Below are 23,201 nucleotides of genomic sequence, written 5' to 3' on the forward strand. Positions count from 1 at the left end.
GATGACGAGATTTCGCGCGGCGCTCCTCCTGCTGCCCTCGGGACTGATCGCTCTGCTGGCCGTGCCATCCGCCTCCCGCGCGGCCGATGCGGCGAATGGCGGGGTTTTGGCGAAGCGCTGGTGCGCGGGCTGCCATGTGGTGTCGGCCGATCAAAACAGCGGCAATACCCAAGTCGCCCCGTTCTCCGCGATCGCCAAGAAACCCGGTTTCGACGCCGCGCAGCTCGCGCTGTTTCTGCTCACGCCGCATCCGAAAATGCCCGACATGGGCCTGTCGCGTAGCGAGGCGGCCGATCTGGCCGCCTACATCGCGGCGCAGAAATAGGCTCGGGCCGGGGACGCTCTCCGCCACAGTAGAAATTTGCCCGATACCCTGCTTTATCTTGGCGGTGAGTTGAGGGGCGATGACATGGTGCCTGATTCCGCACCGATGTCGGGCGAGGCCGGCTTTGCAACGTCCGAAGCAATAACCGCACTGTGCGAACAGCCGCGTTTTCCGCGCGCGATCCGGGCGACGGCCTCCGGCCTGTCGTCGATGCATCACGGCCGCCATCTGCTGAATTGGCTGATGGACGACCGCGGCCGCATGCTGCTCGGCTATCTGGCGATCTACCTGCATGCGACGCGCGACCCGCGCGATTCCTCGTCCGGCCTGACGCCGACGCGCATCAAGGCGCTGTGTACCGAGTTCGACGTCTGCAGCCCGGGCCGCGCCGGCGCCATGTTGTCGTTGATGCGCTTCTCCGGCTATCTCACGCCGGATATCGACATCATCGACCGGCGCCAGCGCCGCCTCGTGGCCACCGACAAGCTATACGCACTGCTGCGCTCGCGCCTGAAGCTGCACTATACGGCGATGGCGCCGCTGTTCGCCGACGGCGAGGCGATGCTGGCGGCGCTCGACGACAAGATCGTCGATGGCGCGCTGGTGGCAGCTATGGTCAAGCGCTATCGCGCCGGGTTCAGGCTCGTCTCCGCGGCGCCGGAGCTCGGTCTGTTCGGTGAGCGCAACGGCGGCATGCTCATTCTCGCCAGCCTGATTGCCGCCGGACAGGAGGACGACACTGTGCCGCCGTCACGCCCGGTGCCGATCTCGATCGCGGCGCTGGCGCGTCGTTTCGCGGTGTCGCGGCCGCATGTGCTCAAACTGATCCGCGAAGCGGAAGAGCGGGGCTTCCTTGAACGGCCGGGTCCCGACCTGAGGGTCGTCGTTCTCAAGCCAGCGTTGATCGACGCGACGCAGCGCTTCTTCGCTGCGTCGTATCTGTTCCTGGCGGACTCCATGCGCGAAGCGATGGCAGTCAGCGAACGCCGGCGTAAGGCGGGCTAGGGCTGCGCGCGCAGATCAGCCGGCCGCGCGCTCGCGCTTGACGTCGGGCGGCGGTACTTCCTCGGTCAGCAGCTTCAACGCGTCGTCCAGGCTCATCACTTCGTTCTTGTCCGAACCGAGGCGGCGGATCGACACCTGCCGGGTCTCGGCTTCCTTCTTGCCGACGACCAGCAGCACCGGGACCTTGGCCAGCGAGTGTTCGCGCACCTTGTAGTTGATCTTCTCGTTGCGCAGGTCGGCATCGACGCGCAGGCCGGCCTTGCGCGCCGCCGCCGTGACGTCGGCGGCGTAGGCGTCGGCATCCTGCGTGATGGTGCAGACGATGGCCTGCTTCGGCGCCAACCATAGCGGCAGGTGGCCCGCGTAATGCTCCAGCACGACACCGAGGAAGCGCTCTAGTGAGCCGCAGATCGCGCGGTGTACCATCACCGGAGTCTTCTTCGAGCCGTCGGGCGCGATGTAGAAGGCGTCGAAGCGCTCCGGCAGGTTGAAGTCCACCTGCGTGGTGCCGCACTGCCAGTCGCGGCCGATGGCGTCACGCAGCACATATTCGAATTTCGGCCCGTAGAAGGCGCCTTCACCGGGATTGATCGCGGTCTTGATGCGGTTGTTGCCCTGGGCGATGGTCTGCAGCACGTTCTGCATTACGGTCTCGGCGTGATCCCACGCCGCGTCGGTGCCGACTCGCTTTTCTGGCCGGGTCGACAGTTTGACGACGAGATCGCCCTCGAAGCCGAAATCGGCATAGGTCGAGAGAATCAGGTCGTTGATCTTGAGACATTCCTCGGCGAGCTGATCTTCAGTGCAGAAGATATGGGCGTCGTCCTGGGTGAAAGCGCGCACGCGCAGCAGGCCGTGCATCGCGCCCGATGCCTCATAGCGATGCACGATGCCGAACTCGGCGAGGCGAATGGGCAGTTCGCGATAGCTCTTCAGGCCGTGCTTGTAGATCTGCACATGGCCGGGGCAGTTCATCGGCTTGATGGCGAACCAGCGCTTGTCTTCCGCGTCGTCGCCCGCCGACTGGGCCGCGAACATGCTCTCGCGATACCATTGCCAGTGGCCGGAGGTCTCCCACAGCGACTTGTCGAGCATCTGTGGCGCGTTGACTTCCTGGTAGTCACCTTTGAGGCGCCGCCGCATATAAGCGATGATCTCCTGGAAGATGGTCCAGCCATTGGCATGCCAGAACACGGTGCCGGGACCTTCCTCCTGAAAATGGAAGAGGTCCATCTCGCGGCCGAGTTTGCGGTGGTCGCGCTTCTCGGCCTCTTCCATCTGCTTGAGGTAAGCGTCGAGTTCTTCCTGCTTGGCAAACGCTGTGCCGTAGATGCGGGAGAGCATCGGATTGTTGCTGTCGCCGCGCCAGTAGGCACCGGCGACCCGCATCAACTTGAACGCGTTGCCGATCTTGCCGGTCGAGGTCATGTGCGGCCCGCGGCACAGATCGAACCAGTCGCCTTGCTTGTAGATCTTGATCGACTGGTCTTCCGGAATGGCGTCGACCAGTTCGACCTTGAACAGCTCGCCCTTGCCGGTGAAGACCTGCTTGGCCTTGTCGCGCGACCACACTTCCTTGGTGAAGGGTTTGTCGCGGGCGATAATCTCCTTCATCTTCTTTTCAATGACGGGCAGATCGTCCGGCGTGAACGCTTCGTTGCGCGCGAAGTCGTAATAGAAGCCGTTCTCGATCACCGGACCGATGGTCACCTGGGTGCCGGGCCACAATTCCTGCACGGCTTCGGCCAGCACGTGCGCGGCATCGTGGCGGATCAGCTCCAGCGCGCGCGGGTCGTCGCGCGACACGAATTCGATGCGCGCGTCCTTCTCGATCGGGTCGGCGAGGTCAGCGAGGTTGCCGTCGAGCGCCATCGCCACGGTGCGCTTGGCCAGCGAGGGCGAGATGCCCTTGGCGATGTCGAGGCCGGTGATGTTGTCGGGGTAGTCGCGGCGCGCGCCGTCGGGAAAGGTCAGGGCGACCATGTCGTCTTCTCCTGTTGCTCACTCCCGCGAACGAGCGCGGGTAAGCGGATGTGGATTCGGGGAGGGATATAGCAGGCTGCTTTGCCGGCGCAACCGGGCCGGCCTGTTTGATCCAGCGCAACGCCGGCCGGGGCCTGCCGTCGTAGCCGTATGTCATGAAAACCGCCGGTTTACGCCCCGCGCTGCTGGCTGCGCTGTTGGTCCTCGCGGTACCCGCCGTGGCGCAGCAGCGGCCTGCGCCCGGTGACGTCATCGATACGATCGCCCAGTACACCGGGATGACCAATGACGCGGTCAGCCTCGCCCTCAAGGACAATGCGGCGGCACTCGGCCGGCTGACCGACGCGGTTGTCGCCGTCCAGATCGCCCAGCAGTTCCTGGACGCGCGCGACGCCGAGATTGCCACCACCGTGCTCAATCAGGCGACCGATTCCGCCGCCGAAGCCCTGTTGCCGCCGCCGCTGATGACCGCGATCAAGGCCGTGCGTCTCTACAAGTCGATGCTCGAAGCCGTGCGCGATCTGGTGTTCATCCCCAAGCTCGATGCGGGCCTTTATGCCGCCTATCGGGCCAATCGGGCGCAGAACCAGGACGTCATCAATTCCTTCTCCTATGCGACCAGCCAGAGCCTCGGTGGCGGCTACTTCGCCGTGAAGCCGAAAATGGTCGAGGACTACATCAGCAAGTACAAAGGCTGGGACAAGGATTTGATCGGCGAGCCGATGCGCCGCCGCGCCGAGCGCCAGGTCGACCGCTTCTGGATGACGCGGCTGGAAGCGACCTATCAGCAGGAGAAGGTCAAGCCGGAGAAGCAGGCGATCCTCGCCGCCATCTGGGCGAGCGTGAAAGACATCACCGACCAGCTCAAGGCGCCGGCCGGGATTGGTGCCGGGCTGTTTCCCGATCCCGGCGCGGAGCTTCCCGGAGGCTGGTGGTGGGCGAAGAGCGCCGGCGCGCAATACAAAGGGCCGGCGCCGCTGCCGCAAAGCTACACGCCGACGTGGATGCAGACCATCGAACTGAGCACCGTTCAGGGATATGTCTTCAAGCCTTATAAGGGCGGTGGCGGGTCATGGTGCCGGCCGGAGCGCAACGGCAAATGCGATCTGCCGTACCAACGAATCAGCATTACGATTTCGGACTGGACGATGCATGGCGGCGATAAGCCCTGCACCTTGTCGCTGCAATCGACGCTGAAGGATTCTCCGGCGCTCTATAAACGGCTGTCGGACCGTGCCGTGAGTTCGGTCGGGCACAATCCGGAGCAGAATGGAATCCAGTTCTGCCTCAAGAACTTTTCCGTTTCCCTGAACGATACCGCGCTCAATGGAGCGTCGCCCGATCCGGCGATCACCCGTCATTTCGCCAACGTCATCGTGCGCAAGATCAACGCGCAAGGCGTCGGCAAGGCAACGGTTGGCACGGAGTAACCGGCCCCGTCAGGCGCGGGCCAGACACTCTCTTACCCAGCCCAGCGCGCGCCCGTCGATGACGAGCAGCGAGGCGGCGATGATGACGGCGCCGACGATTTCGTTGGTGGAGAACGGCTCGCGGAGGATGAAGACGCCGAGCAGGATGGTCGTCACCGGGATCAGCAGCGTCACCAGCACGACGTTCACCGCGCCGGAGCGGTTGAGGATGCGAAAGAACAGGATGTAGGCGAGCGCCGTCGATAAAGTCGCAAGTCCGGCGAGCGCCGCCCAGGTCGTGATACCGGGCAGCGGCAGCGTCCACGGCCGGTCGATCAGCGCGGCCGCAACCGCCATCACCGGCGTCGAGCAAATGAGCTGGCCCGTCGCTGACGTAATCGGCGGGATGCCCTTGAGCGCGCGGCGGCCCCAATAGCCGGCGAAGCCGTAACTCAGGGCCGCGCCGAGGCAGAGCACGATGCCGAATATCTGGTCGGATGCGTTCAAGCCCGGCGCGCGCAGCACGGCGACGCCGCCGACGCCGAGCAGCACGCCGGCAACGCGCCGGCCGGTGAGGCGCTCCTCGCCGGCGGCCGCCATCACCAGGACGGCGAACAGTGGCGTCGTTGCGTTGAGCACGGCGGCAAGGCCGCTGGAGATGACTGTCTGCGCGATGAGAAACAGCGAGAACGGTATGACGTTATTGACGAGTCCCATGACCGCGAAGGGAAACCAGTCAGCCGTGCGCTTCGGCAGCGAACCGCCAAGCGGCCCGATGACGACGAGAAGACACAGCGCGCCGAAACCGACGCGGGCGAGCGCGACCGTCAGCGGCGGCAGTTCGCGCAGCGCCACACCGTTGAAAAAGAACGAGCCGCCCCACAGCACCGATAAAACAACGAGCAGCAGCCAGTCCTGGCGGTGCATCGGCATCGGGTCGATGGTGGTTCGCATGGTGATGGCTTTCGAGCAGCAGCGCGTGCGGTGTGCCGCGCCCCGATGCGGCTGGCCACCCGGTTCCTGCACTACGGCTCGGACTGCGTGCCGCGCCAGCGGCCGTAGCGCCAGGGTGTCCACCAGTTCGCCTGCGCCGGCAGGACCTTCGGTACGAAATCGAGCCCTTGGGTGCCGAGGGGATTGCAGCGCAGGATCCGCGCCAGCGCCATCCAGCCGCCGGCCCATAGGCCAAAGCGGCTTATTGCTTCGTCCGCATATTCCGAACAACTTGGCAGATGGCGGCAGCGCGGGCCGATGAGTGGTGACAACGTATAACGGTAGACGGTCACTAAGCCGCGGCCGAGCGTGCGCGGAATTTGCGCCAGAGGATTGGGTTCGCGGTTCGAATGATGGTCGTTCAAGCAGAAGGCCTTCGCGCGCGAGAGTCGCGCGAGCGTCTTAGCAAAGTTCCATAGCAGAGTTCCATCGTCTTGGAACTGCTCAGGTTTCGAGCAATTTGGGGCAGGGATAGCGACCTTTTTGCACTAGCGGGAATCTCGCCGACGAGTATTAAATAAGACATCGGGGGTTCTGTGACAGACAATTGACGAAGCGCAAATAAGCGCTCTCTTCCAGCGCTTACGCTGTTGTCGCGACCAAGAACCTCGAAACGAGATGGAATCCACCGCTGCTACAATGCAGCGATTGGGTTCAGGTTCCGCGCCGTGCGAAACTTTTTCGTTCGTCGCGGCAGAAGGGGAAAGATGCGAAGTTCCCTCAAGCTGATTGGCACCACGTCTGGCGCACTGGTCGTCGCCGCTCTGTTCGCCGCGGGCGTGACGACGCCAGCCGGCGCCGACAACCGGGCTTTACCGATGCGCTTCGAGTTGCGCATGGAAGGTCCGGCGGCGCAGTGCGGCGCAGCGTGCGGAACTTATGTCTCCGCCACCGGCGCCATTACCGCGGATACCCCGCGCGACTTCAAGAGCTTTATAGAAACTGCGGCGGTGCAGGGCCACGATCTCAAGGGCGCGACGGTCGTGATGGATTCGGACGGTGGTTCGGTGCTCGGCGCGATCGCTCTCGGCCGGGAAATCCGCACCGCCAAACTCTCGACCATGGTTGGCCGCGTCGTCGATCTGGCCGACGAACCGAGAGGATCGAAGGTTCCGCGCGCGAAACTCTCGCCATATGCGGATTGTGAATCGATGTGCGCATTCGTGATGCTCGGCGGCATCAAGCGTACGGTGCCGGCCGAAGCCCGCGTCATGGTGCATCAGATCTGGCTCGGCGATCGCCGCGAGGATCCGACGGCGGCCAGTTACTCGGCGGAAGATCTGGTTCTGGTGCAGCGCGATATTGGCCGGCTGGCAAGGTTCACCGAGGACATGGGCGCCTCGATGGATCTGCTCGATCTGTCGCTGCGCATCCCGCCCTGGGAGCCGCTGCATGTGATGTCGCGCGAAGAGCTGACGCAGACCCGGCTCGCCACCGAGGGCCCCGCCATGCCGGAAATGGCCGCCGTGGCATCGAACTCAGCGAACACAGCCGCGGCGACGACCGCCGCCCCGCCGCTTGCGCCGGCCCGGCCGGATCGCCCGATGACAAACGGTTCGAAGCCTGCGGTCAAGTCCCTGCCGATCAGCGAGCGGAGCTGGGGGCTGGTCAATCGCGATGGCGGCATGATGCTGGCGCGGCGCCATCCGTTGACGGTCGAAGGCGACCAGATCGGCAGCTTCGATCTGATCCTGTCCTGCGGCGTCGGCGACAAATTCGAGATGAGTTATGTGGAGCGCCGCTATGCCGGCGACGGTCTGGCGCTGCCCGCCCAACTCGAGGGAGTCACGCTACGCATCGGCAAGACCCGTGCTGCGTTGAAGATCGTCGCCAGTGGACGACAGGATCAGATGCTGCGGACGCTCGCCGTTGGCCAGGTGTCCGCCGATGTCGTCCGTAAATTTTCCGCCGGTTTCCGTTCGGTCGTGGTCGAAACCAACAGCGACGACGCGGTGACGGTCATCAGGATCGGCAACACGGGCGCGCCGCAGCATTTCCCTCAGCTGGCGGCAGCCTGCAGCAAGCCGATCGGCGAACATGCCGAAGCCGCGATGGTGCAAAGGACCGGCGGCATGGCGGCGGGGCAGTAATCGGGCCAACAGAACGAAATTATTCGGCCGCCTGCTTGGCGCCGCCCGTCTTCGCCTCGATTTCGTCGACAGCTTTGACGACCGCGTCGAAGGTCAGCATGGTCGAGGCGTGCCGCGCCTTGTAGTCGCGGACAGGTTCGAGAACGGCGATTTCCGCCCATTTGCCGGTCGGCGGCGGCCCGTTTTCCTTCAGCATCTTGCGCACGGTCTCGCGGACTTCGCGGAGTTCGTCTGGCGTCGCGCCTATGACATGGCGGGCCATGATCGACGAGGAAGCTTGGCCGAGCGCGCAGGCTTTGACGTCATGGGCGAAATCCGTGACAGCGCCGCCGTCCATCTTCACGTCCACGGTGACGGTCGAGCCACACAGCTTGGAATGGGCGGTCGCGGTAGCGTCCGGGGCATCCAGACGCCCCAGTCGCGGTATATGGGCGGCCAAATCGAGGATTCTCGCGTTATAGACGTCATTCAGCATGGAATTGGACCCGGAAGCCATGCAATTCGGCCAGTCATCCGGCACGTTGCCTGGTGCGTACAAAGCAATATATAGGGGGCGGCCCGCCGGTACGAGAAGGGTTCTCGGCAGCAGAGCCCATGGTTCCTTGCTATAAGGGCCATGCAGAATGGGATTGCGGCGTCCGACCGCCCGAGGGGGCGGGAAGCGCGGCCACCCCGGTGACACTCCCGGCGCTGCCCCTTGAAGGCATGCCCCGGTCGAACGGAGACCGTAATGGACGCCAAGAGCAAGATTGTGAAGCCCTGGGACAAACAGGGCCTGTCCGACCATGTCAGTGCCGCGCCGACCCCGGCCGGACCGCGCCCGTCGCGCGAGGAGGCGGAGGCCGCCGTGCGTGTGCTCATCGCCTATGCCGGCGACGATGCCAAGCGCGAGGGCGTTCTCGACACGCCGAAGCGCGTGGTCGACGCCTATGAGGAGCTGTTTCAGGGCTATCGCGAGTGTCCGGCCGAGGCGCTTGACCGGACCTTCTCCGAAACCTCTGGCTACGACGACTTCGTGCTTGTGAAGGACATCACCTTCAACTCGCACTGCGAGCATCACATGATGCCCTTCTTCGGCAAGGCGCATGTCGCCTACAAGCCGACCGAGCGCGTCGTGGGTTTGTCGAAGCTGGCGCGGCTGGTCGATGTCTATGCCAAGCGGCTGCAGACGCAGGAAAACATGACGGCGCAAATTGCCACTGCGCTGGAAGAGGTGCTCAAGCCGAAGGGCGTCGCCGTGATGATCGAGGCCGAGCACACCTGCATGTCGCTGCGCGGCGTCACCAAGCCCGGCTCGATGACGCTCACCACGCATTTCTCCGGCACATTCCGCGACGACCCGAACGAACTCGTCCGGTTCATGTCGCTGGTGCGCGAGAAGTAGCTCCGGCTTCTCTCGCCGCTGCAAAGTGCTTTAATTGCCGGGTGAAAGCCCGGCAATTTCATATAGGCAATCGGATTCTGTCGCCATGGCTTCCACGCACGACATCGAAGAAGGCCTCGCGCTTCTTCCCAAATTCGACGCCAACGGCCTCGTCACCGCCGTGGTGACCGACGCTGGCAATGGCGACGTTCTGATGGTGGCGCACATGAACGCCGAGGCGCTGGCGAAAACCATCGAAACCGGCGAGGCTTGGTATTTCAGCCGCTCGCGCAAGAAGCTCTGGAAGAAGGGCGAGACCTCCGGGCACGTCCAGCGTATCCAGGAGCTGCGGGTCGATTGCGATCAAGACGCGCTGTGGCTCAAGGTCGTGCAGGAAGGCGAGGGCGCCTGCCACACCGGTCGGCGGTCATGCTTCTATCGGGCCGCGCCGCTCGGGCAGACCGGTACCGTGAAGCTCGAATTCCGCGACGCCGAGCGCCAGTTCGACCCGGCCGCCGTTTACAAGGAATAGTCGACTCCTATCGGGGAATCGGATATTTCTATCAGTGAACGGGAGAGACTGACGCGAAAGTGTAACAACTTGAGCGTTGGCGCCGAAGGAGCAACCGCCCCGGAATCTCTCAGGCAAAAGAACCGTTCATCAGGACTTCGACCTCTGAAGAGTGAAGCCCACAAGGCTTCCGCCGACGGTGAAAGTCGTTCTCGGCAATGATGCCGGACGATGAAGCTCTCAGGCCAATGACAGAGGGGGCACGCGAGACGTCTGCGGACGCTCGCGCGCGCCTGTCAGAAGGACCTGAGCCATGTCCCAAGCAACTAACAACATCACCAGCAACGATTTCGATGTCATCGTCCTTGGCGGCGGCGTCGTCGGTATCAACACCGCCTATTTCAACCTGAAGAACGGCAAGTCGGTCTGCGTCATCGACCGCCAGCCGGAAGCCGGTCTTGAGACCAGCTTCGCCAATGGCGGGCAGGTTTCGGTCAGTCACGCCGAACCGTGGGCCAATCCGTCGGCGCCGCTGAAGGTGCTGAAGTGGCTATTCAAGAGCGATGCGCCGCTCCTATTCCGGCCGCGCATGGACGTGCATCAGTGGCTGTGGATCGCTAAATTTCTCGTCGATTGCCTGCCGCAGCGCGCCAGCCGCCACACGGCCGAGATCGTCAAACTTGCGACGCAGAGCCGGGCGCTGATCCAAACCGTGCGCCGTGACGAAGGCTTTCATTACGACGAGCGCACCAAGGGCATCTTGCATTTTTATCGCGATGCCAGGGAGTTCGAAGCAGCAATCCCGGTCGCAGAGCTGATGCGGCAATACGGCTGCAACCGTACAATCATCGACGCCGACAAGGTGGTCGAGATCGAACCAGCCTTCGCCGATAGGCGTCGCGAAATCGCCGGGGCGACCTACACGGCGGAAGACGAGAGCGGCGACGCCTTCAAGTTCACGCAGAATCTGGCGCGGGTCTGCGAAAAGCTAGGCGGAGTTTTCAACTACAGCACCCAGGTCACCGCCCTGGGCTTTGATCGCGGCGCGAACAAGGTCACGAGCGTCGAAGTGGTTGGCCCCGAGGGTTACAAGACGTTGCGGGCGCGTGATGTGGTGGTGAGCATGGGATCTTGGTCGGCGCCCTTTCTGCGCCCCTACGGTATCAATCTCAATATACAACCGGCCAAGGGCTATTCGGTGACGATCCCGACGGACGGCTCCAACATGGCACCAGTGACGAGCCTCACCGACGACGAATACAAACTTGTTTATTCAAATCTCGGCGATCGGCTGCGCGTCGCCGGTACGGCGGAACTCTCGGGCTATTCGCGCGACCTGAACCGTACGCGCTGCCAGGCGATCATCGATAACGTGCGCAAGCTGTTTCCGCGCGCCGGCAACTTCGAGGCCGCGACGTTCTGGAGCGGACTGCGGCCCACCACACCGTCAAACATTCCTTATGTCGGGCGTACGCGCTTTCCGAACCTGTGGCTCAACACCGGCCATGGCACGCTGGGCTGGACGCTCGGTGCGGGTTCCGGCTTCCGTGTTGCCGCGATGATCACGGACGGCAAGGGACCGGTTGCGGCTTGAAAACGCTCGAATAAACTAAAAAACGGCCGGTATCAAACGTGATGCCGGCCGTTTCGGTGCGTCGCGGAACTCATTTGGCGCCGGGACATGCGGCAGCTGAAACGCGGCTGCGACGGTATCATTTTGGTCCAATGGCTCGAGAGTGCTTGCCGATGTGCTTGAGGCTGATAAGCTTCCTGCATGGCGACGGGTCGTATGACTGCGTTCGGGTCCAGTAGCGTGCCAAGGCGCTTTTGCCTGGTGCTGGTCAAGCCGTCGCACTACGACGATGACGGTTACGTCATCCAATGGCTGCGTTCTCCAATCCCGTCGAATTCGCTCGCCTCACTTTATGGCCTGGCGAAAGATTGCGCCGAGCGGCGCATCTTCGGTGATGACGTTTCCATCGACATTCATGCTTTCGACGAAACCAACACCCGCATTCGTCCGGACCGCATTGCCACGATGATCGAGGAAGCCGGCGCCGGCATGGTGATGCTCACCGGTGTGCAGTCGAACCAGTTTCCCCGCGCGCTCGATCTGGCGAAGCCTCTGCGCGCACGCGGGATTCAGGTTGGCATCGGAGGCTTTCATGTCTCCGGCGTGCTCGCGATGCTCAATGGCATCGATGCCGATCTCGACCGTGCCAAAGCTATGGGCGTGTCGCTGTTCGCCGGCGAAGCGGAAGGCCGTCTTGAAGAGACCTTGAGCGATGCCTACGCCGGCACGCTCAAGCCGCTCTACAATTACATGGACGATCTGCCCGGCATCGAGGGTACACCAATCCCGTTGATGGCTGCCGAGCGGGCGCAGCGTACGGCCGGCCGCACGACGTCGTTCGATGCGGGAAGGGGCTGTCCCTACCAGTGTTCGTTCTGCACCATCATCAACGTGCAGGGACGCAAGTCACGTCGCCGCTCGCCGGACGACATTGAGCACATCGTGCGCGTTAATTACGCGCAGGGGCTGCGCTCCTTCTTCATCACAGACGACAATTTCGCTCGCAATAAGGACTGGGAAGCGATCCTCGACCGTATCATCTACCTGCGTGAGGTCGAAAAATTCAATCTGGGGTTCATCATCCAGGTCGATACGCTGTGTCACAAGCTGCCGAACTTCGTCGAGAAGGCGGCGCGCGCCGGCGTCAGGCGCGTCTTTATCGGGCTGGAAAACATCAACCCGGACAATCTGCTCGGCGCGAAGAAGCGGCAAAACAAGATCACCGAATATCGCACAATGCTGCTTGCCTGGAAGAAGGCGGGCGTCATCACCTATGCCGGTTATATCCTAGGTTTCCCCGGCGATACGTATGACTCGATCATGCACGATATCGACGTGATCAAGCGGGAACTGCCGGTCGATCTGCTGGAATTCTTTTATCTCACTCCGCTGCCCGGCTCGGAGGATCACCTCAAGCTGAAGAGAGTGGGAGCCTGGCTCGATCCCGATCTCAACAAATACGATCTCAACCACATCTGCACCCCGCATCCAAAGATGTCGCGCGAGGAGTGGGACCGCGCCTACAAGGATGCTTGGCAGCGGTACTACACCATCGAGCACATCGAGACGATTTTGCGCCGAGTGGCCTCGACCAAGGCCAATGCCTCGAATGCGCTGTTTCTGATCTCGTGGTTCACAGGCTCGATCAATATCGAGCACATCCATCCGCTCGAGGGCGGATTCATGCGCCGGCGTTATCGGCGCGACCGCCGCCCGGGAATGCCAATAGAGCCCGCCTGGCTGTTCTATCCGAAGCACTACTGTAGCGTCGTGAGCCGGCTGGTCCGCTGGACCGTGCTTTATTTGAAGCTCCGCCGCATCTATCTGCGCATCAAGAAGGATCCGCAGCGCTACGCCTACACTGATCTGGCTATGACGCCGGTCCAGGATGATGAGCTCGAAACGCACGAGCTGTTCAACAGCGGCGCGGCGCAGGCTTATGTCGCGCGCGCAAAGCACATCAAGGACGCGCAGGACGGTCACGCGCATGAGCCCGCGGTGGCGGCGGAGTAATCTCTGGACTTTACGGAAGGGCGCGCCGCCCTGAATGGCGGCTACTTCGCGATCCTCGCAAGCAGCGCCTGCGCCCGGACGAGGTGAGGGCGGTCGAACATCTTGCCGTCGATTCCAACCGCGCCAGCACGAGGATTAGCGGCGAAGGCGGCGATCACCGCCTTGGCCTTCTCGATCTGCTCGGTGCTGGGCGTGAATACCTCGTTGATCACCGGCACCTGCGCCGGATGGATGGCGAGGCGGCCGACAAAGCCGTCGCGCCGCGCAGCGACGGTGTCTTGGCGCAAACCTTCCGAATTGCGGAAATCGACATAGACCGTCTCGATCGCCGGCATTTTCGCGGCCGCGGCGCCGAACAGGCAGATCGAGCGCGCAAGGCGATAGGGCTCGGTGAGAAAGCCGTTGTCGTCGCGGTTCGATTCGGCGCCCAGCTCGGCGGAGAGATCCTCCGGCCCCCAGGTCATGCCGATCAGCCGCTTGCTCGTATCCTTGAAGGTGCCGGCGAGAAAGAGTCCGGCCGCCGATTCCACATTCTGCGCCAGCACCTTGACTGTGCCCTCGGCGAGCCCGGCGATCGCTTCTTGCGCGCTGAGCTTGGCGTCGAGATGAACGACGCTGGCACCGCCTTCGGCCTTGGGAAACAGCACGGCGTCCGGCTTGCCCGGCACGATGGCTTCTAGATCGGCGTCGGTCATGCCGGTGTCGAGGCCGTTGATGCGCACGAACATCCGCGGACGCTCGGCTTTGGCGCTGTGCGCCTTCAAGTACTCACGGGCGGCCTGGCGCGCCGCCGGCTTGCGTTCCGGCGTGATGGAATCTTCCAAGTCGATGATCACGACATCGGCGCCGGATGCCATCGCCTTGTCGAGCTTGGCGCCGGCATCGGCGGGGACGAAGAGGAGGGAACGCATGGGGTCGAATCCTCGGAGGTTGATCAGTTTCCGCTCGTCCCCCTGCAAAGCGAGACCAGTGATGAATGTTTCTGGATTCCCGCTTTCGTGAGAATGAGCGGAGTTCTGGGCGGCCGACTCGTTTGTTGGTGAGGCGTTACTTCGGCCGTTTGATGATGAAGGCGTTGCGGTGGCATTCAGCCACCAGCTTGCCGTCCTGCTTGAAGGCCTTGTGGTGGAATTCGACGATGCCGGCGTTCGGTCGCGACTTGGATTCCCGCTTGCTCACCACCACGGTGGTGCAGTTGATGGTGTCGCCCTCGAACAGCGGGTTGGGGAATTTGACCCCGTCCATGCCGAGATTGGCGATCGTGGTGCCGACTGTCATGTCGGAAACCTGGATGCCGATCATCAGGCCGAGCGTGAACAGCGAGTTCATCAGCGGCTGACCCCATTCGGTCTCGGTCTCGCAGAAGTGCCGGTCGATGTGCAGCGGCTGCGGGTTGAGCGACATGTTGGAGAACAACATGTTGTCCATCTGGGTGACGGTTCGGGTGTAGCGGTGCTCGTAGAGCTTGCCGACTTCCATGTCCTCGAAATACAGGCCGCCGCGCTTGTGCCGCTGGATCGCATCCGTCATCGCTGTTCTCCTTCGGAAGGCTTGGGCGCCGGGCGCCGTTAACCCTTCATTTACCATAATTACCCAAGGTCAACAGGTTCAGTCCCGCCCTGTCGGCCGTACAGAACCGGTGCCGCTCATAGGCCCCGGGCAAACCCGAGGCAAGTCGATGGCCGTCGATCGCGTCGCCAATGGCCTCGCACCGCAAATCAGCGGCGCGATACGGCAGGCTGCGCAGTCCACGGGCATCAGCTTCCAGTATCTGCTCACCACCGCCCAGATCGAATCGAATCTCAACCCGTCGGCGCAGGCGTCGACCTCGTCGGCCCAAGGCCTTTATCAGTTTATCGATCAGACCTGGCTCGGCACCGTCAAGCAGGGCGGCGCGGCCTTCGGCATGGGCCAGTATGCCGACGCCATCTCGCAGACGGCGGATGGGCAATATCAGGTGGCCGACCCGGCGATGCGCTCCGCCATCATGAAGCTGCGCACCGATCCGGCGGCGAGCGCCATGATGGCCGGCGTGCTGGCGCGCAACAATGCCGAGCAGCTCTCCGCTACGATCGGGCGGGCGCCGACCGAAGGTGAACTATATACTGCTCACTTCCTCGGGCCGGACGGCGCCGGGCGGTTGATCAATGCCGCCACCGGCAATCCGAACGCCAACGCCGCGACGATGTTTCCGGCGGCGGCCGCCGCCAACCGGCCGATTTTCTACCACCGCGACGGTTCGGCCAAGAGCGTGGCCGACGTCTATGACCGCCTGACGGGTAAGTTCGACACCGCGCGGGTCGCGGTGATGCGGCCGCCAGGTGACATTCCTAACGTGACGAATGTGACGTCAACGCCTGCCACGACGACGGCGGCCCCGATCTCGTTCGCCAATCTCTATGCGCCGGTACCCAGCACGCTGCGGTCGCTGTCGTCGCCAGTCCCTGACACCGCCGGCGTGACCCAAGCCTTGGCGTCGGCCGACAATCGCCCGCCGCCGCAGACGACGCGGCCGATGTTCCAGGACATGTTCAGCGATCCGACGCGCGGCGCAGTGGCACGCACGGTGGCCTCGCTGTGGACCGACCAGAGCGCGACGGGCCAAACGGCTTCGTCGTCAGTCGCGCCGGTGGCGACGAACGGTCAGAGCGCTGAGCAACCGGTGCGGACGCTTGAACTGTTCACCGACGGCGCCGCCAATGTGCGCGGCATGTTCACAGGCCGCGGCTAGCGGATCGTTGATCGCGCAGCGCTTTCCGGCCGATCGTCGTTAACGTCTTCTCAACACCTATGGTGAACGCTTTGTTAAGTCTCGACGACTAGACTTAAAACGTCACCGCCGTGTTCCGGTGATTGTTGTAGCGTCTGGTCGTGTCATGATTGTACGTCAGTTTCTTCAGTGGCTGCGCCACGCGTCCCCCGGCGAACGTGCCGAGGCGACTTCCGCGTTGGCCCGCGCCTATCTCCACTCCGATCTATCACCCGCTGATCTTTCCGCCGCCGAAGGCGCGATGATCATGCTGCTGGACGATCCATCGCCCTTGGTACGCGGCGCGCTCGCGCAGGTGTTCGCCTCGGCGCAGAAGGCGCCCCCGGTCGTGGTCCACGCGCTCGCCGCTGATCAGCCGGATGTTGCCATCCCTGTGCTGTCGCGCTCGCCGCTCCTGAGCGACGAGGACCTGGTGGATCTCTTCGCCACCGCACAGCCCGACGCCCAGGTGGCGATCGCCAGCCGGGCGATGCTGACATCGCCGCTCGCCGCGGCCATCGCCGAGGTCGGCTGCGCGCAGGCTTGCCTCACGTTGCTCGAAAACCCTGACGCCAGCATCGCGGTCTTCTCCGTCGATCGTATTGTCGAGCGGTTCGGCCATTTGTCGGCGATCCGCGAGAGCCTCATGGACCGCGACGATCTGCCGATGGCGACGCGCCAGGCGCTGCTCGCCAAACTGTCGCAGACCTTGGCCGGATTCGTTACCGCACGGCATTGGCTCGGCTCCGAGCATGCCGAATACGCCGCGCGCGAAGCCTGCGAGAAGGCGACCGTCGCACTCGCCGCCGATACGCCTTACGAGGAAATCTCCGAACTGATGCGCCATCTGCGGCAGAGCGGCCAGCTCACCGCCGGCATGGTGCTGCGGGCGCTGCTGTCCGGCAACGTCGTGCTGTTCGAGGAGGCACTTGCCGAATTGACCGGTATGCCCATCGAGCGGGTCTCGGCCTATATTCAGGACAAGCACATTTCCGGATTCCGCGCGATCTACGCCAAGGCCGGGTTGCCGGATACGGCTTACCCGGCGTTCCGCGAGGCCATCGCCGCGCTGCGCGACGGCATTCTTCTCGGCGAGACCGGAGGCGTATCGCATCTCAAGCGTCGCATGGTCGAGCGCGTGCTCGACGCCTGCGCGGCCGAGCGGCGCGACGATATGGCCTCGCTGCTCGCATTGCTGCGCCGCTTCGCCGTTGAGGCTGCACGCGAGGAAGCGCGCATGTTCTGTGACGACCTGGTGGCCAACGATCAAGTGGCATTCATGCCCCACATCGACGAGCCGCGGCTGGTGGCGTGATGCGAACTGTGCTGCCGGCTAGCCGGTGATTTGTTCGATGATGTCGGGCCGGCCTTTGTTTTCCTCGACGAGGAAGTGATCGGTGACCTCGCGCAGTTTGTGATTCAACTGTGCCGCCAACTCGACCGCATCGGACCGTGAATACTCGCGATAGATTGCGCGCACTGCGTCGACATGCTGGTTGATCAGCGTCAGCGGAATGCGCTGTGGCGTCGGTGTGAATTCGATCAGCCGGCACAGGCTGTCGGCGACTGCGGCAACCGCGGGAAAACCGAGTGTCGCGGCCTGGCCTTTGATGTCATGGGCGCCGTGAAACAGCGCCATTTTATTACTCTCGTCGATGCCGCGCTGGACGATTGTGTTGCGCGCCTTATCGAGGCGCTCGCATTCGTCGTCCATCCAGTCGGGAAAATCGCCGGACAATTCCGCCAGCGCCCGTTCCGCGCGCGCCACCGGGTCTTCCTCGCCAGCTTCGAGCGGCGTGTCCGACGCGTAGCCGCGCAGCTTGTTTTCCGGCCGGATGACCTCATGGTCGCCGTAGGTCGTGATCGCAGCCGTATTCTTTTTGAACGGCATGTTACTGGCCCTTGTCAGCGAACTTTCTCGAACAGCGTGGAATTCTTGATGACGTCAGCCTTGCCGCCCTTCCGGCGCTCCGGGCCCGTGTAGGTCGACACAGTGCTGCGCCGGCGATCGGGGCCGAAGTACGTCTTGGTCTTGATGAACGGCCGCGGATTGACGATGACACTGACGATGCGCTCGTACAGGCCCTTGGCCGAAACCGGCTTGGCCAGAAATTCGGTGATGCCGGCGTCGCGGGCGGCGGTGACGCGGCGTTTCTCGGAATGGCCGGTCATCATGATGATCGGGACGTAAGGGTTCGCATTGCCGCCGGGCTGCCGGATCATCTGGGTCAGTTCTAGGCCGTCAAAGATTGGCATCGCCCAATCGGTGATGACGATGTCGGGCACGAAGTGGTTGAAGGCCTCCAGCCCGGAGGCGCCGTCTTCGGCCTCGTAAACCTCGCGGGCGCCGAAGCCGTGCAACAGCGTACGCAGGATGCGCCGCATGTGCGCGTTGTCGTCGACGACGAGGAAACGCAGGCTTTTGAAGTCGATACGAAGCATGGAACCTTGCGGCCACGGACGTCACGGGCCCGTCGGCTTGCGGTGGCTCAGGCTACGGTTTTACGGTTAATGGACAGTTTCGGGTGCTGGACGTCCCTCCATCGGGCGGCCGCTTGGCGGTGAAGACCTTGTGCATCAAGCCCTTATTGGGGGCTGGTCATTGGCGCCCGGCGGTCTAAGCTTGGTCGGACGACCCTTAACCGCTCCAACCGAACGGTCCCGCCATGAAGACAATCCTCATTCCGACCGAAGATCACGACGCCATGCCCGCGGTCTTCGAAGGAGCCCGGCTGATTGCCCGGATTTTCGGCAGCTACATGGAGGGTTTTGCGGTTCGTCCGTCGCCGGGGACCTATGTGACGGTCGAGCCGGTCTCGAGTCTGGCCATTTCCGGGGTGTTCGAAGCCGACACGGCCAAGGCCAAGGCCGAGTTCGAGAAATTCATGGCGGCGAACAATGTGCCGCAGGGCGGGAGTGAGGTGCCGGCGATCTATTCCTATGGCTGGCCACGCACCGACGCGCTGGAGGATGCCTTTATCGGCAGCTATGGCCGGGTGTTCGATCTCATCGCGCTGGGCCGCCCCGGCGCGGCGCCGGAAAATCCCCGTATGCCGCCGCTCGAAGCGGCGCTGTTCGACAGCGGCAAACCGGTGCTCATTGTGCCGAAACAGGTTCCGAAAGTGATCGGTCGCAACATTTTGATCGCCTGGAACGGCTCGACCGAGCAGGCTCACACCAACGAATTCGCCATGCCGCTGCTGCAGCGCGCCGACAAGGTAACCGTGTTTTGGGTATCGGGCGGGGCATCGGACGGCCCGTCGGTCGAGGAGGCGGCACAACATCTGCGCCGCAATGGCGTTAAGGCCGAACCGCTCGCGCTCAGGCGCGGCGATCGCACCTCGGGCGAGGCCATCGGCGAACTCACGCTTGAGCATGCCGGGTCGCTCGGCTGTGACCTGGTGGTCAAGAGCGCCTATACGCAAAGCCGGTTTCGACAAATGATCTTCGGCGGCGCCACCCGCCATATTCTCGCCAAGGCGACGATACCTGTGTTGATGGCACACTAGACGAATTCACCGTTTCATCGAAACGGCGGGCTCTCTAGGTTTCTTGTATTGTAGCGTTTCCGGTCGGCGGTCCGGCTCCCACTTCGCCCGGAAGCGCTCTCGCGGACGGTCAGGCACACGGAATTGTCTTCTCAAAACCCCAACCGGGACAAAAGCGCGTCTGACTCCGTCGCGTCACCCGCCAAATCTCCGGCTTTCTTCGCCATCTTCCCCTCCATCATGCTGCCGATGTTTCTGGCCGTGGTGGATCAGACCATCATCGCCTCGGCTCTGCCGACGATCGCCGCGGCGATGGGGGAGGTGGAGCGCGCCTCCTGGATTGTAATTTCCTACCTGATCGCGGCGACGATCGCGGCGCCGGTCTATGGGCGCCTCGGTGACTCATTCGGCCGGCGCAAGGTCATGTACTTTGCCCTCGGCATATTTATCGTCGCGTCGGTACTTTGCGCGCTGGCGAACAGCATCCTGACGCTGACCGCGGCCCGGGTTCTCCAAGGTCTCGGCGGCGGTGGCCTGATGACCTTGTCACAGGCTCTGGTCGGCGAGGCCATTCCGCCCCGCGAACGCGCGCGCTATCAGGGGTATCTTGCCGCCGTCGCGGTCTGCGCGAATAGCTTCGGGCCGGTCGCCGGCGGCTTTTTGACCGAGAGCTTCGGTTGGCAATGGATCTTTCTGATCAACGTGCCGATCGGCGCCGTCGCGCTTTTTCTGGTGACGCGGATGCCGCATCCGACCCGCGACCGCCTTCCTTGGCGTGCCGACCCCGGCGGCGCGGTGCTGTTTGCGATCTTCGTTGCGACCACGCTGCTGGCGCTCGAGCAGGTGCAGCATGCCGACCTGTCCAGCCTGCCGCTGGGCGGCATCATGCTGGCGGTTGGTGTTGCCGCGCTGATCGTTCTGGTGTGGCACGAGAACCGCGCCTCGTCGCCACTGATCCCGCTGTCGTTGCTGCGCCAGTCGGCAATCTGGCACAGCGACGCCATGGCTGCTTGCCATGGCGCGGCGCTGGTTTCCCTCATCACCTTCATTCCGGTTTATCTCGAAGTCGTCCGCGGCTTCACCCCGTCGACAACCGGCGCGGTGCTGGTGCCGCTGACAATCGGCATCGGTGTCGGCTCGCTGTTGACGGGACGCCTCGTCAATTCGACCGGGCGGCTGATGATCTTCCCGGTGGTCGGGCTGGCGATTGCAACACTCAATTTCATGGCGTTGGCGCTGTTCGCCGATCGCCTCGGAATCGCGATGCTGTCGGTGCTGCTGCTCATTAACGGCCTTGCCATGGGAACCGTGATGGGCGTGGTGCAGGTCAGTGTGCAGAACGCCGCCGGCCAGTTGCGCCTCGGCGAGGCGGCGGCGTCGGTACAATTCTCGCGGTCGATCGGCGCCGCGTTCGGCACCGCGCTGGTCGCGACCGTTCTGTTCGCGGTCTTGGCCATCAACAATCCGGAGGCGGCGCAGGTCTTCGCCGCGATGTTCGAGCACGCCAAGACTGCCGGCGCCGGCCTGTCGATCGATCAGCGTTTTGCGATCCAGGCCGACATCACATTCGCCTTCCGCGCCGCGTTCATGATGATGGCGCTGTTCACAACCGCAGGCTTCTTCCTGTCGCTAACCAATCCGCAGAAGCGAATCTAGAAGCCGAACTGCTCGGCGAGAATGCGTTCGTCGAGATTGTGACCGGGATCGAACAGCATATAGAGAGAGATGGCGTGGTCCATGCTCACATCGACGCGGCGTACCGAGCGTACTTCGTCGTGATCTGCGACCGCCGCGACGGGACGCTTTTCGGCTTCGAGGACTTCGATCGTGACCTTGGCTTTGTCGGGCAGCAATGCGCCGCGCCAGCGCCGCGGCCGGAATGGCGAGATCGGGGTCAGCGCCAGCAGCGGCGCGTTGATCGGAATGATCGGGCCTTGCGCCGAAAGGTTATAGGCCGTCGAGCCCGCCGGCGTCGCCACCAGGACGCCGTCGGCAACCAGATCGGCGAGACGCTCCTTGCCGTCGATAAGAACGCGTAGCCGCGCCGCCTGCGCGCTCTGCCGGAACAGCGAGACCTCGTTGATGGCGCGGTGTTCGTGGATGCCGCCATCGTGGCCGTATGCCTGCATCACCAACGGGTGGATGGTGGTGCGGTGCGCAGCCGCAAGCCGCTCATGCAGGCCGTCCACGGAATATTCGTTCATCAGAAAGCCGACCGTGCCCCGATGCATGCCATAGATCGGTTTGCCCGATTTCATTAACCGGTGCAGCGTCTGCAGCATCAGCCCGTCGCCGCCCAGCGCGACGATGACATCGGCATCCGCCGGATTGGCATTGTCATAACGCGCCTCGAGCTGCGCGATGGCGGCACGTGCTTCGGGCGTCGGGCTTGCCACGAAGGCAATGCGCTTGAAAGATGAGGCCGGCGAATTCATCGTTGGCTCTTGTCAGTCGTGTTTACGCAAGGCCTTCGTGCGCATCGCTTTCCGGCGATCCTTTATACGATATGGGCGGGTCTTGTCGAGGCGGGGCTCACCGGGGTCTGTTCTTGACCGGCGCCAGACAAGCGAATTCCGGAATCTGGAAGCGCCGCCGATACTGACCTGGCGACAGTCCTGTGGTCCGTTTGAAGAGGCGGCGGAAGAAGGCGGGATCTTCGTAGCCGACGCGCCACGCGATTTGATCCGCGGCTTCGTCGGTGCGCTCGAGACGGCGCTTGGCGTCCTCGACGCGCAGCCGCTGCACGTAGTCGATGGGCGTGTATCCGGTCGCGGCGGTGAAGCGCCGCTTGAAGGTTCGCTCGGCGAGCCCCGAGCGGCGGATCATGGTCTCGACCGGACTGGCGACGGAGAAACGCGTCGCGAGCCAGTCCTGCGCCGCGACGACAAGGGCGTCGCCGTGATGGCGCGGTCCTTCGAAGACGATATAGGGCGCAAGGCCGTCGTGATGCCATTGCAGCGCGAAGAACCGCGCCACCGTTTGCGCGGCGGTCGCCCCGACATAGCGTGCGATCAGGTAGAGCACGAGATCGTGCCAGGTCATCGACGCTCCGGAGGTGACGAATTCCTGACGCTTGCCGGAAATCATCAGCACGCGCTCGGGATGGATCGGCACGTTCGGGAACGTCCGTCGAAAGGCGTCGGCATAGCCGAAGTGAACGGTCGACTCGACGCCGTCGAACAGGCCGGTCTCCGCCAGCAGAAATACGCCCGAACACGCCGAACACAGAACGGCGCCGCGGGCGTTCTGGGCCCGCAGCCACTCGACCAGTTCGGGATAACGGCCGGTTCTCCACACGCCGCCGCGCAGGACTACCGACGGTACGATGACGATATCGGTCTGCGTGACGTCGGCGACCGCGTCGCCGGCGGCAATCGCGAGACCGCTCGCCAGCGCCACCGGCCCTTTGGAGGCCGCGACGATTTCCACCTTGAACGGGGGATGACGCGGCACCGCCGGGTCGGCGCCCAGAGAGCAGGGAGAAGGAATTGAGAACGTCGAACAGTCCGGTGATGCTCGAGACGGCGCCGTCCGGCAGCGCAACGAGGCTGACGAGCAGCGGGCGTTCGGACCTGACCATCGGGCATCGGCTCCCAGTCGGGCGTTGGCACAAACGAACCGGTTTTGGCGAACCTGCCACTCAAATCCCGGGCCGGCAACGGCCACAACGCCGCGCAGCGCGGACATGGGTCCGCACCA

Annotated in this window: 22 protein-coding genes and 1 riboswitch; of the genes, 12 read left to right on the top strand and 10 right to left on the bottom strand. The window is 63.5% G+C overall.

The features are described 5' to 3' along the window. The first annotated feature begins 1 nt into the window (after position 1). Both ASD45_RS05765 and ASD45_RS05770 read left to right on the top strand, forming a co-directional pair. On the top strand, positions 2-325 hold the full coding sequence (locus ASD45_RS05765) for a cytochrome c552 (protein ID WP_056910613.1): 324 nt from the start codon (positions 2-4) through the stop codon (positions 323-325). 84 nt (positions 326-409) lie between these two features. Further along, a complete protein-coding gene (locus ASD45_RS05770) occupies positions 410-1,330 on the top strand; it encodes a hypothetical protein (protein ID WP_156380730.1) in 921 nt (306 codons plus the stop codon). A gap of 15 nt (positions 1,331-1,345) precedes the next feature. Here ASD45_RS05770 and thrS read toward each other — a convergent pair whose 3' ends face one another. Continuing rightward, on the bottom strand, positions 1,346-3,313 hold the full coding sequence (gene thrS, locus ASD45_RS05775) for a threonine--tRNA ligase (protein WP_056910615.1): 1,968 nt from the start codon (positions 3,311-3,313) through the stop codon (positions 1,346-1,348). Between the two features lie 155 nt (positions 3,314-3,468). On the opposite strand from thrS, the gene ASD45_RS05780 reads away from it, so the two are divergent. Beyond that, a complete protein-coding gene (locus ASD45_RS05780) occupies positions 3,469-4,743 on the top strand; it encodes a hypothetical protein (protein WP_056910616.1) in 1,275 nt (424 codons plus the stop codon). A 9-nt stretch (positions 4,744-4,752) separates the two neighbouring features. Here ASD45_RS05780 and ASD45_RS05785 read toward each other — a convergent pair whose 3' ends face one another. Then, positions 4,753-5,676: an EamA family transporter gene (locus ASD45_RS05785; protein ID WP_244485216.1), complete on the bottom strand. Its 924-nt coding sequence runs from the start codon at positions 5,674-5,676 to the stop codon at positions 4,753-4,755. 71 nt (positions 5,677-5,747) lie between these two features. Then, the gene (gene yidD / locus ASD45_RS05790; RefSeq protein WP_056910617.1) at positions 5,748-6,080 is read right to left on the bottom strand and encodes a membrane protein insertion efficiency factor YidD; all 333 of its coding nucleotides are present in this window, start codon (positions 6,078-6,080) and stop codon (positions 5,748-5,750) included. A 342-nt stretch (positions 6,081-6,422) separates the two neighbouring features. On the opposite strand from yidD, the gene ASD45_RS05795 reads away from it, so the two are divergent. Next, positions 6,423-7,805: a hypothetical protein gene (locus tag ASD45_RS05795; RefSeq protein WP_056910618.1), complete on the top strand. Its 1,383-nt coding sequence runs from the start codon at positions 6,423-6,425 to the stop codon at positions 7,803-7,805. 19 nt (positions 7,806-7,824) lie between these two features. Here the strand turns inward: ASD45_RS05795 and ASD45_RS05800 are convergent, their stop codons facing one another. Continuing rightward, positions 7,825-8,280, bottom strand: a complete 456-nt coding sequence (locus ASD45_RS05800) for an iron-sulfur cluster assembly scaffold protein (RefSeq protein WP_056910619.1) — start codon at positions 8,278-8,280, stop codon at positions 7,825-7,827. Between the two features lie 255 nt (positions 8,281-8,535). On the opposite strand from ASD45_RS05800, the gene folE reads away from it, so the two are divergent. The 4 genes from folE (at position 8,536) to ASD45_RS05820 (ending at position 13,265) form a co-directional block, all read left to right on the top strand. Continuing rightward, a complete protein-coding gene (folE, locus tag ASD45_RS05805) occupies positions 8,536-9,189 on the top strand; it encodes a GTP cyclohydrolase I FolE (RefSeq protein WP_056910620.1) in 654 nt (217 codons plus the stop codon). Positions 9,190-9,274: 85 nt separating this feature from the next. After that, positions 9,275-9,700 carry a phosphoribosyl-AMP cyclohydrolase gene (gene hisI / locus ASD45_RS05810; RefSeq protein ID WP_056910621.1) on the top strand — a complete coding sequence of 142 codons (426 nt, stop codon included), beginning with the start codon at positions 9,275-9,277 and terminating at the stop codon, positions 9,698-9,700. Between the two features lie 29 nt (positions 9,701-9,729). Further along, positions 9,730-9,835: riboswitch (glycine riboswitch) on the top strand. Positions 9,836-9,992: 157 nt separating this feature from the next. Then, entirely contained in the window at positions 9,993-11,273 is a 1,281-nt protein-coding gene (locus ASD45_RS05815; protein ID WP_056910622.1) for a D-amino acid dehydrogenase, read from the top strand. Between the two features lie 219 nt (positions 11,274-11,492). Next, the gene (locus ASD45_RS05820) at positions 11,493-13,265 is read left to right on the top strand and encodes a radical SAM protein (RefSeq protein ID WP_348271215.1); all 1,773 of its coding nucleotides are present in this window, start codon (positions 11,493-11,495) and stop codon (positions 13,263-13,265) included. Between the two features lie 41 nt (positions 13,266-13,306). Here ASD45_RS05820 and ASD45_RS05825 read toward each other — a convergent pair whose 3' ends face one another. Next, positions 13,307-14,176 carry a CoA ester lyase gene (locus ASD45_RS05825; RefSeq protein WP_056910624.1) on the bottom strand — a complete coding sequence of 290 codons (870 nt, stop codon included), beginning with the start codon at positions 14,174-14,176 and terminating at the stop codon, positions 13,307-13,309. A 136-nt stretch (positions 14,177-14,312) separates the two neighbouring features. Next, on the bottom strand, positions 14,313-14,795 hold the full coding sequence (locus ASD45_RS05830) for a MaoC family dehydratase (RefSeq protein ID WP_056910625.1): 483 nt from the start codon (positions 14,793-14,795) through the stop codon (positions 14,313-14,315). A 148-nt stretch (positions 14,796-14,943) separates the two neighbouring features. On the opposite strand from ASD45_RS05830, the gene ASD45_RS05835 reads away from it, so the two are divergent. Beyond that, entirely contained in the window at positions 14,944-15,996 is a 1,053-nt protein-coding gene (locus tag ASD45_RS05835; RefSeq protein ID WP_056910626.1) for a transglycosylase SLT domain-containing protein, read from the top strand. A gap of 145 nt (positions 15,997-16,141) precedes the next feature. Beyond that, the gene (locus ASD45_RS05840; RefSeq protein WP_056910627.1) at positions 16,142-17,329 is read left to right on the top strand and encodes a DUF2336 domain-containing protein; all 1,188 of its coding nucleotides are present in this window, start codon (positions 16,142-16,144) and stop codon (positions 17,327-17,329) included. Positions 17,330-17,347: 18 nt separating this feature from the next. Here ASD45_RS05840 and ASD45_RS05845 read toward each other — a convergent pair whose 3' ends face one another. Together ASD45_RS05845 and ASD45_RS05850 are read right to left on the bottom strand one after the other, a co-directional pair. Beyond that, entirely contained in the window at positions 17,348-17,905 is a 558-nt protein-coding gene (locus tag ASD45_RS05845) for an Hpt domain-containing protein (protein ID WP_056910628.1), read from the bottom strand. A gap of 14 nt (positions 17,906-17,919) precedes the next feature. Next, complete coding sequence (locus ASD45_RS05850; RefSeq protein ID WP_056910629.1) at positions 17,920-18,456, bottom strand: response regulator; 537 nt, start codon at positions 18,454-18,456, stop codon at positions 17,920-17,922. A 224-nt stretch (positions 18,457-18,680) separates the two neighbouring features. Between ASD45_RS05850 and ASD45_RS05855 the strand changes: the two genes are divergently transcribed. Both ASD45_RS05855 and ASD45_RS05860 read left to right on the top strand, forming a co-directional pair. Continuing rightward, on the top strand, positions 18,681-19,523 hold the full coding sequence (locus ASD45_RS05855; protein ID WP_056910630.1) for a universal stress protein: 843 nt from the start codon (positions 18,681-18,683) through the stop codon (positions 19,521-19,523). Between the two features lie 123 nt (positions 19,524-19,646). After that, positions 19,647-21,158 carry an MFS transporter gene (locus ASD45_RS05860; protein WP_056910631.1) on the top strand — a complete coding sequence of 504 codons (1,512 nt, stop codon included), beginning with the start codon at positions 19,647-19,649 and terminating at the stop codon, positions 21,156-21,158. Here ASD45_RS05860 and ASD45_RS05865 read toward each other — a convergent pair. Both ASD45_RS05865 and ASD45_RS05870 read right to left on the bottom strand, forming a co-directional pair. Further along, positions 21,155-21,937 (bottom strand): NAD kinase, encoded by a 783-nt coding sequence (locus ASD45_RS05865; RefSeq protein WP_056910632.1) that lies wholly within the window; start codon positions 21,935-21,937, stop codon positions 21,155-21,157. The genes ASD45_RS05860 and ASD45_RS05865 overlap by 4 nt on opposite strands. A gap of 97 nt (positions 21,938-22,034) precedes the next feature. Continuing rightward, positions 22,035-23,189, bottom strand: coding sequence for a helix-turn-helix domain-containing protein (locus ASD45_RS05870; protein WP_244485218.1), 1,155 nt, complete (start codon positions 23,187-23,189; stop codon positions 22,035-22,037). Positions 23,190-23,201: the final 12 nt, after the last annotated feature.

Source organism: Pseudolabrys sp. Root1462, from assembly GCF_001426945.1.
In the GTDB taxonomy this organism is placed as follows: Bacteria; Pseudomonadota; Alphaproteobacteria; order Rhizobiales; family Xanthobacteraceae; genus Pseudolabrys.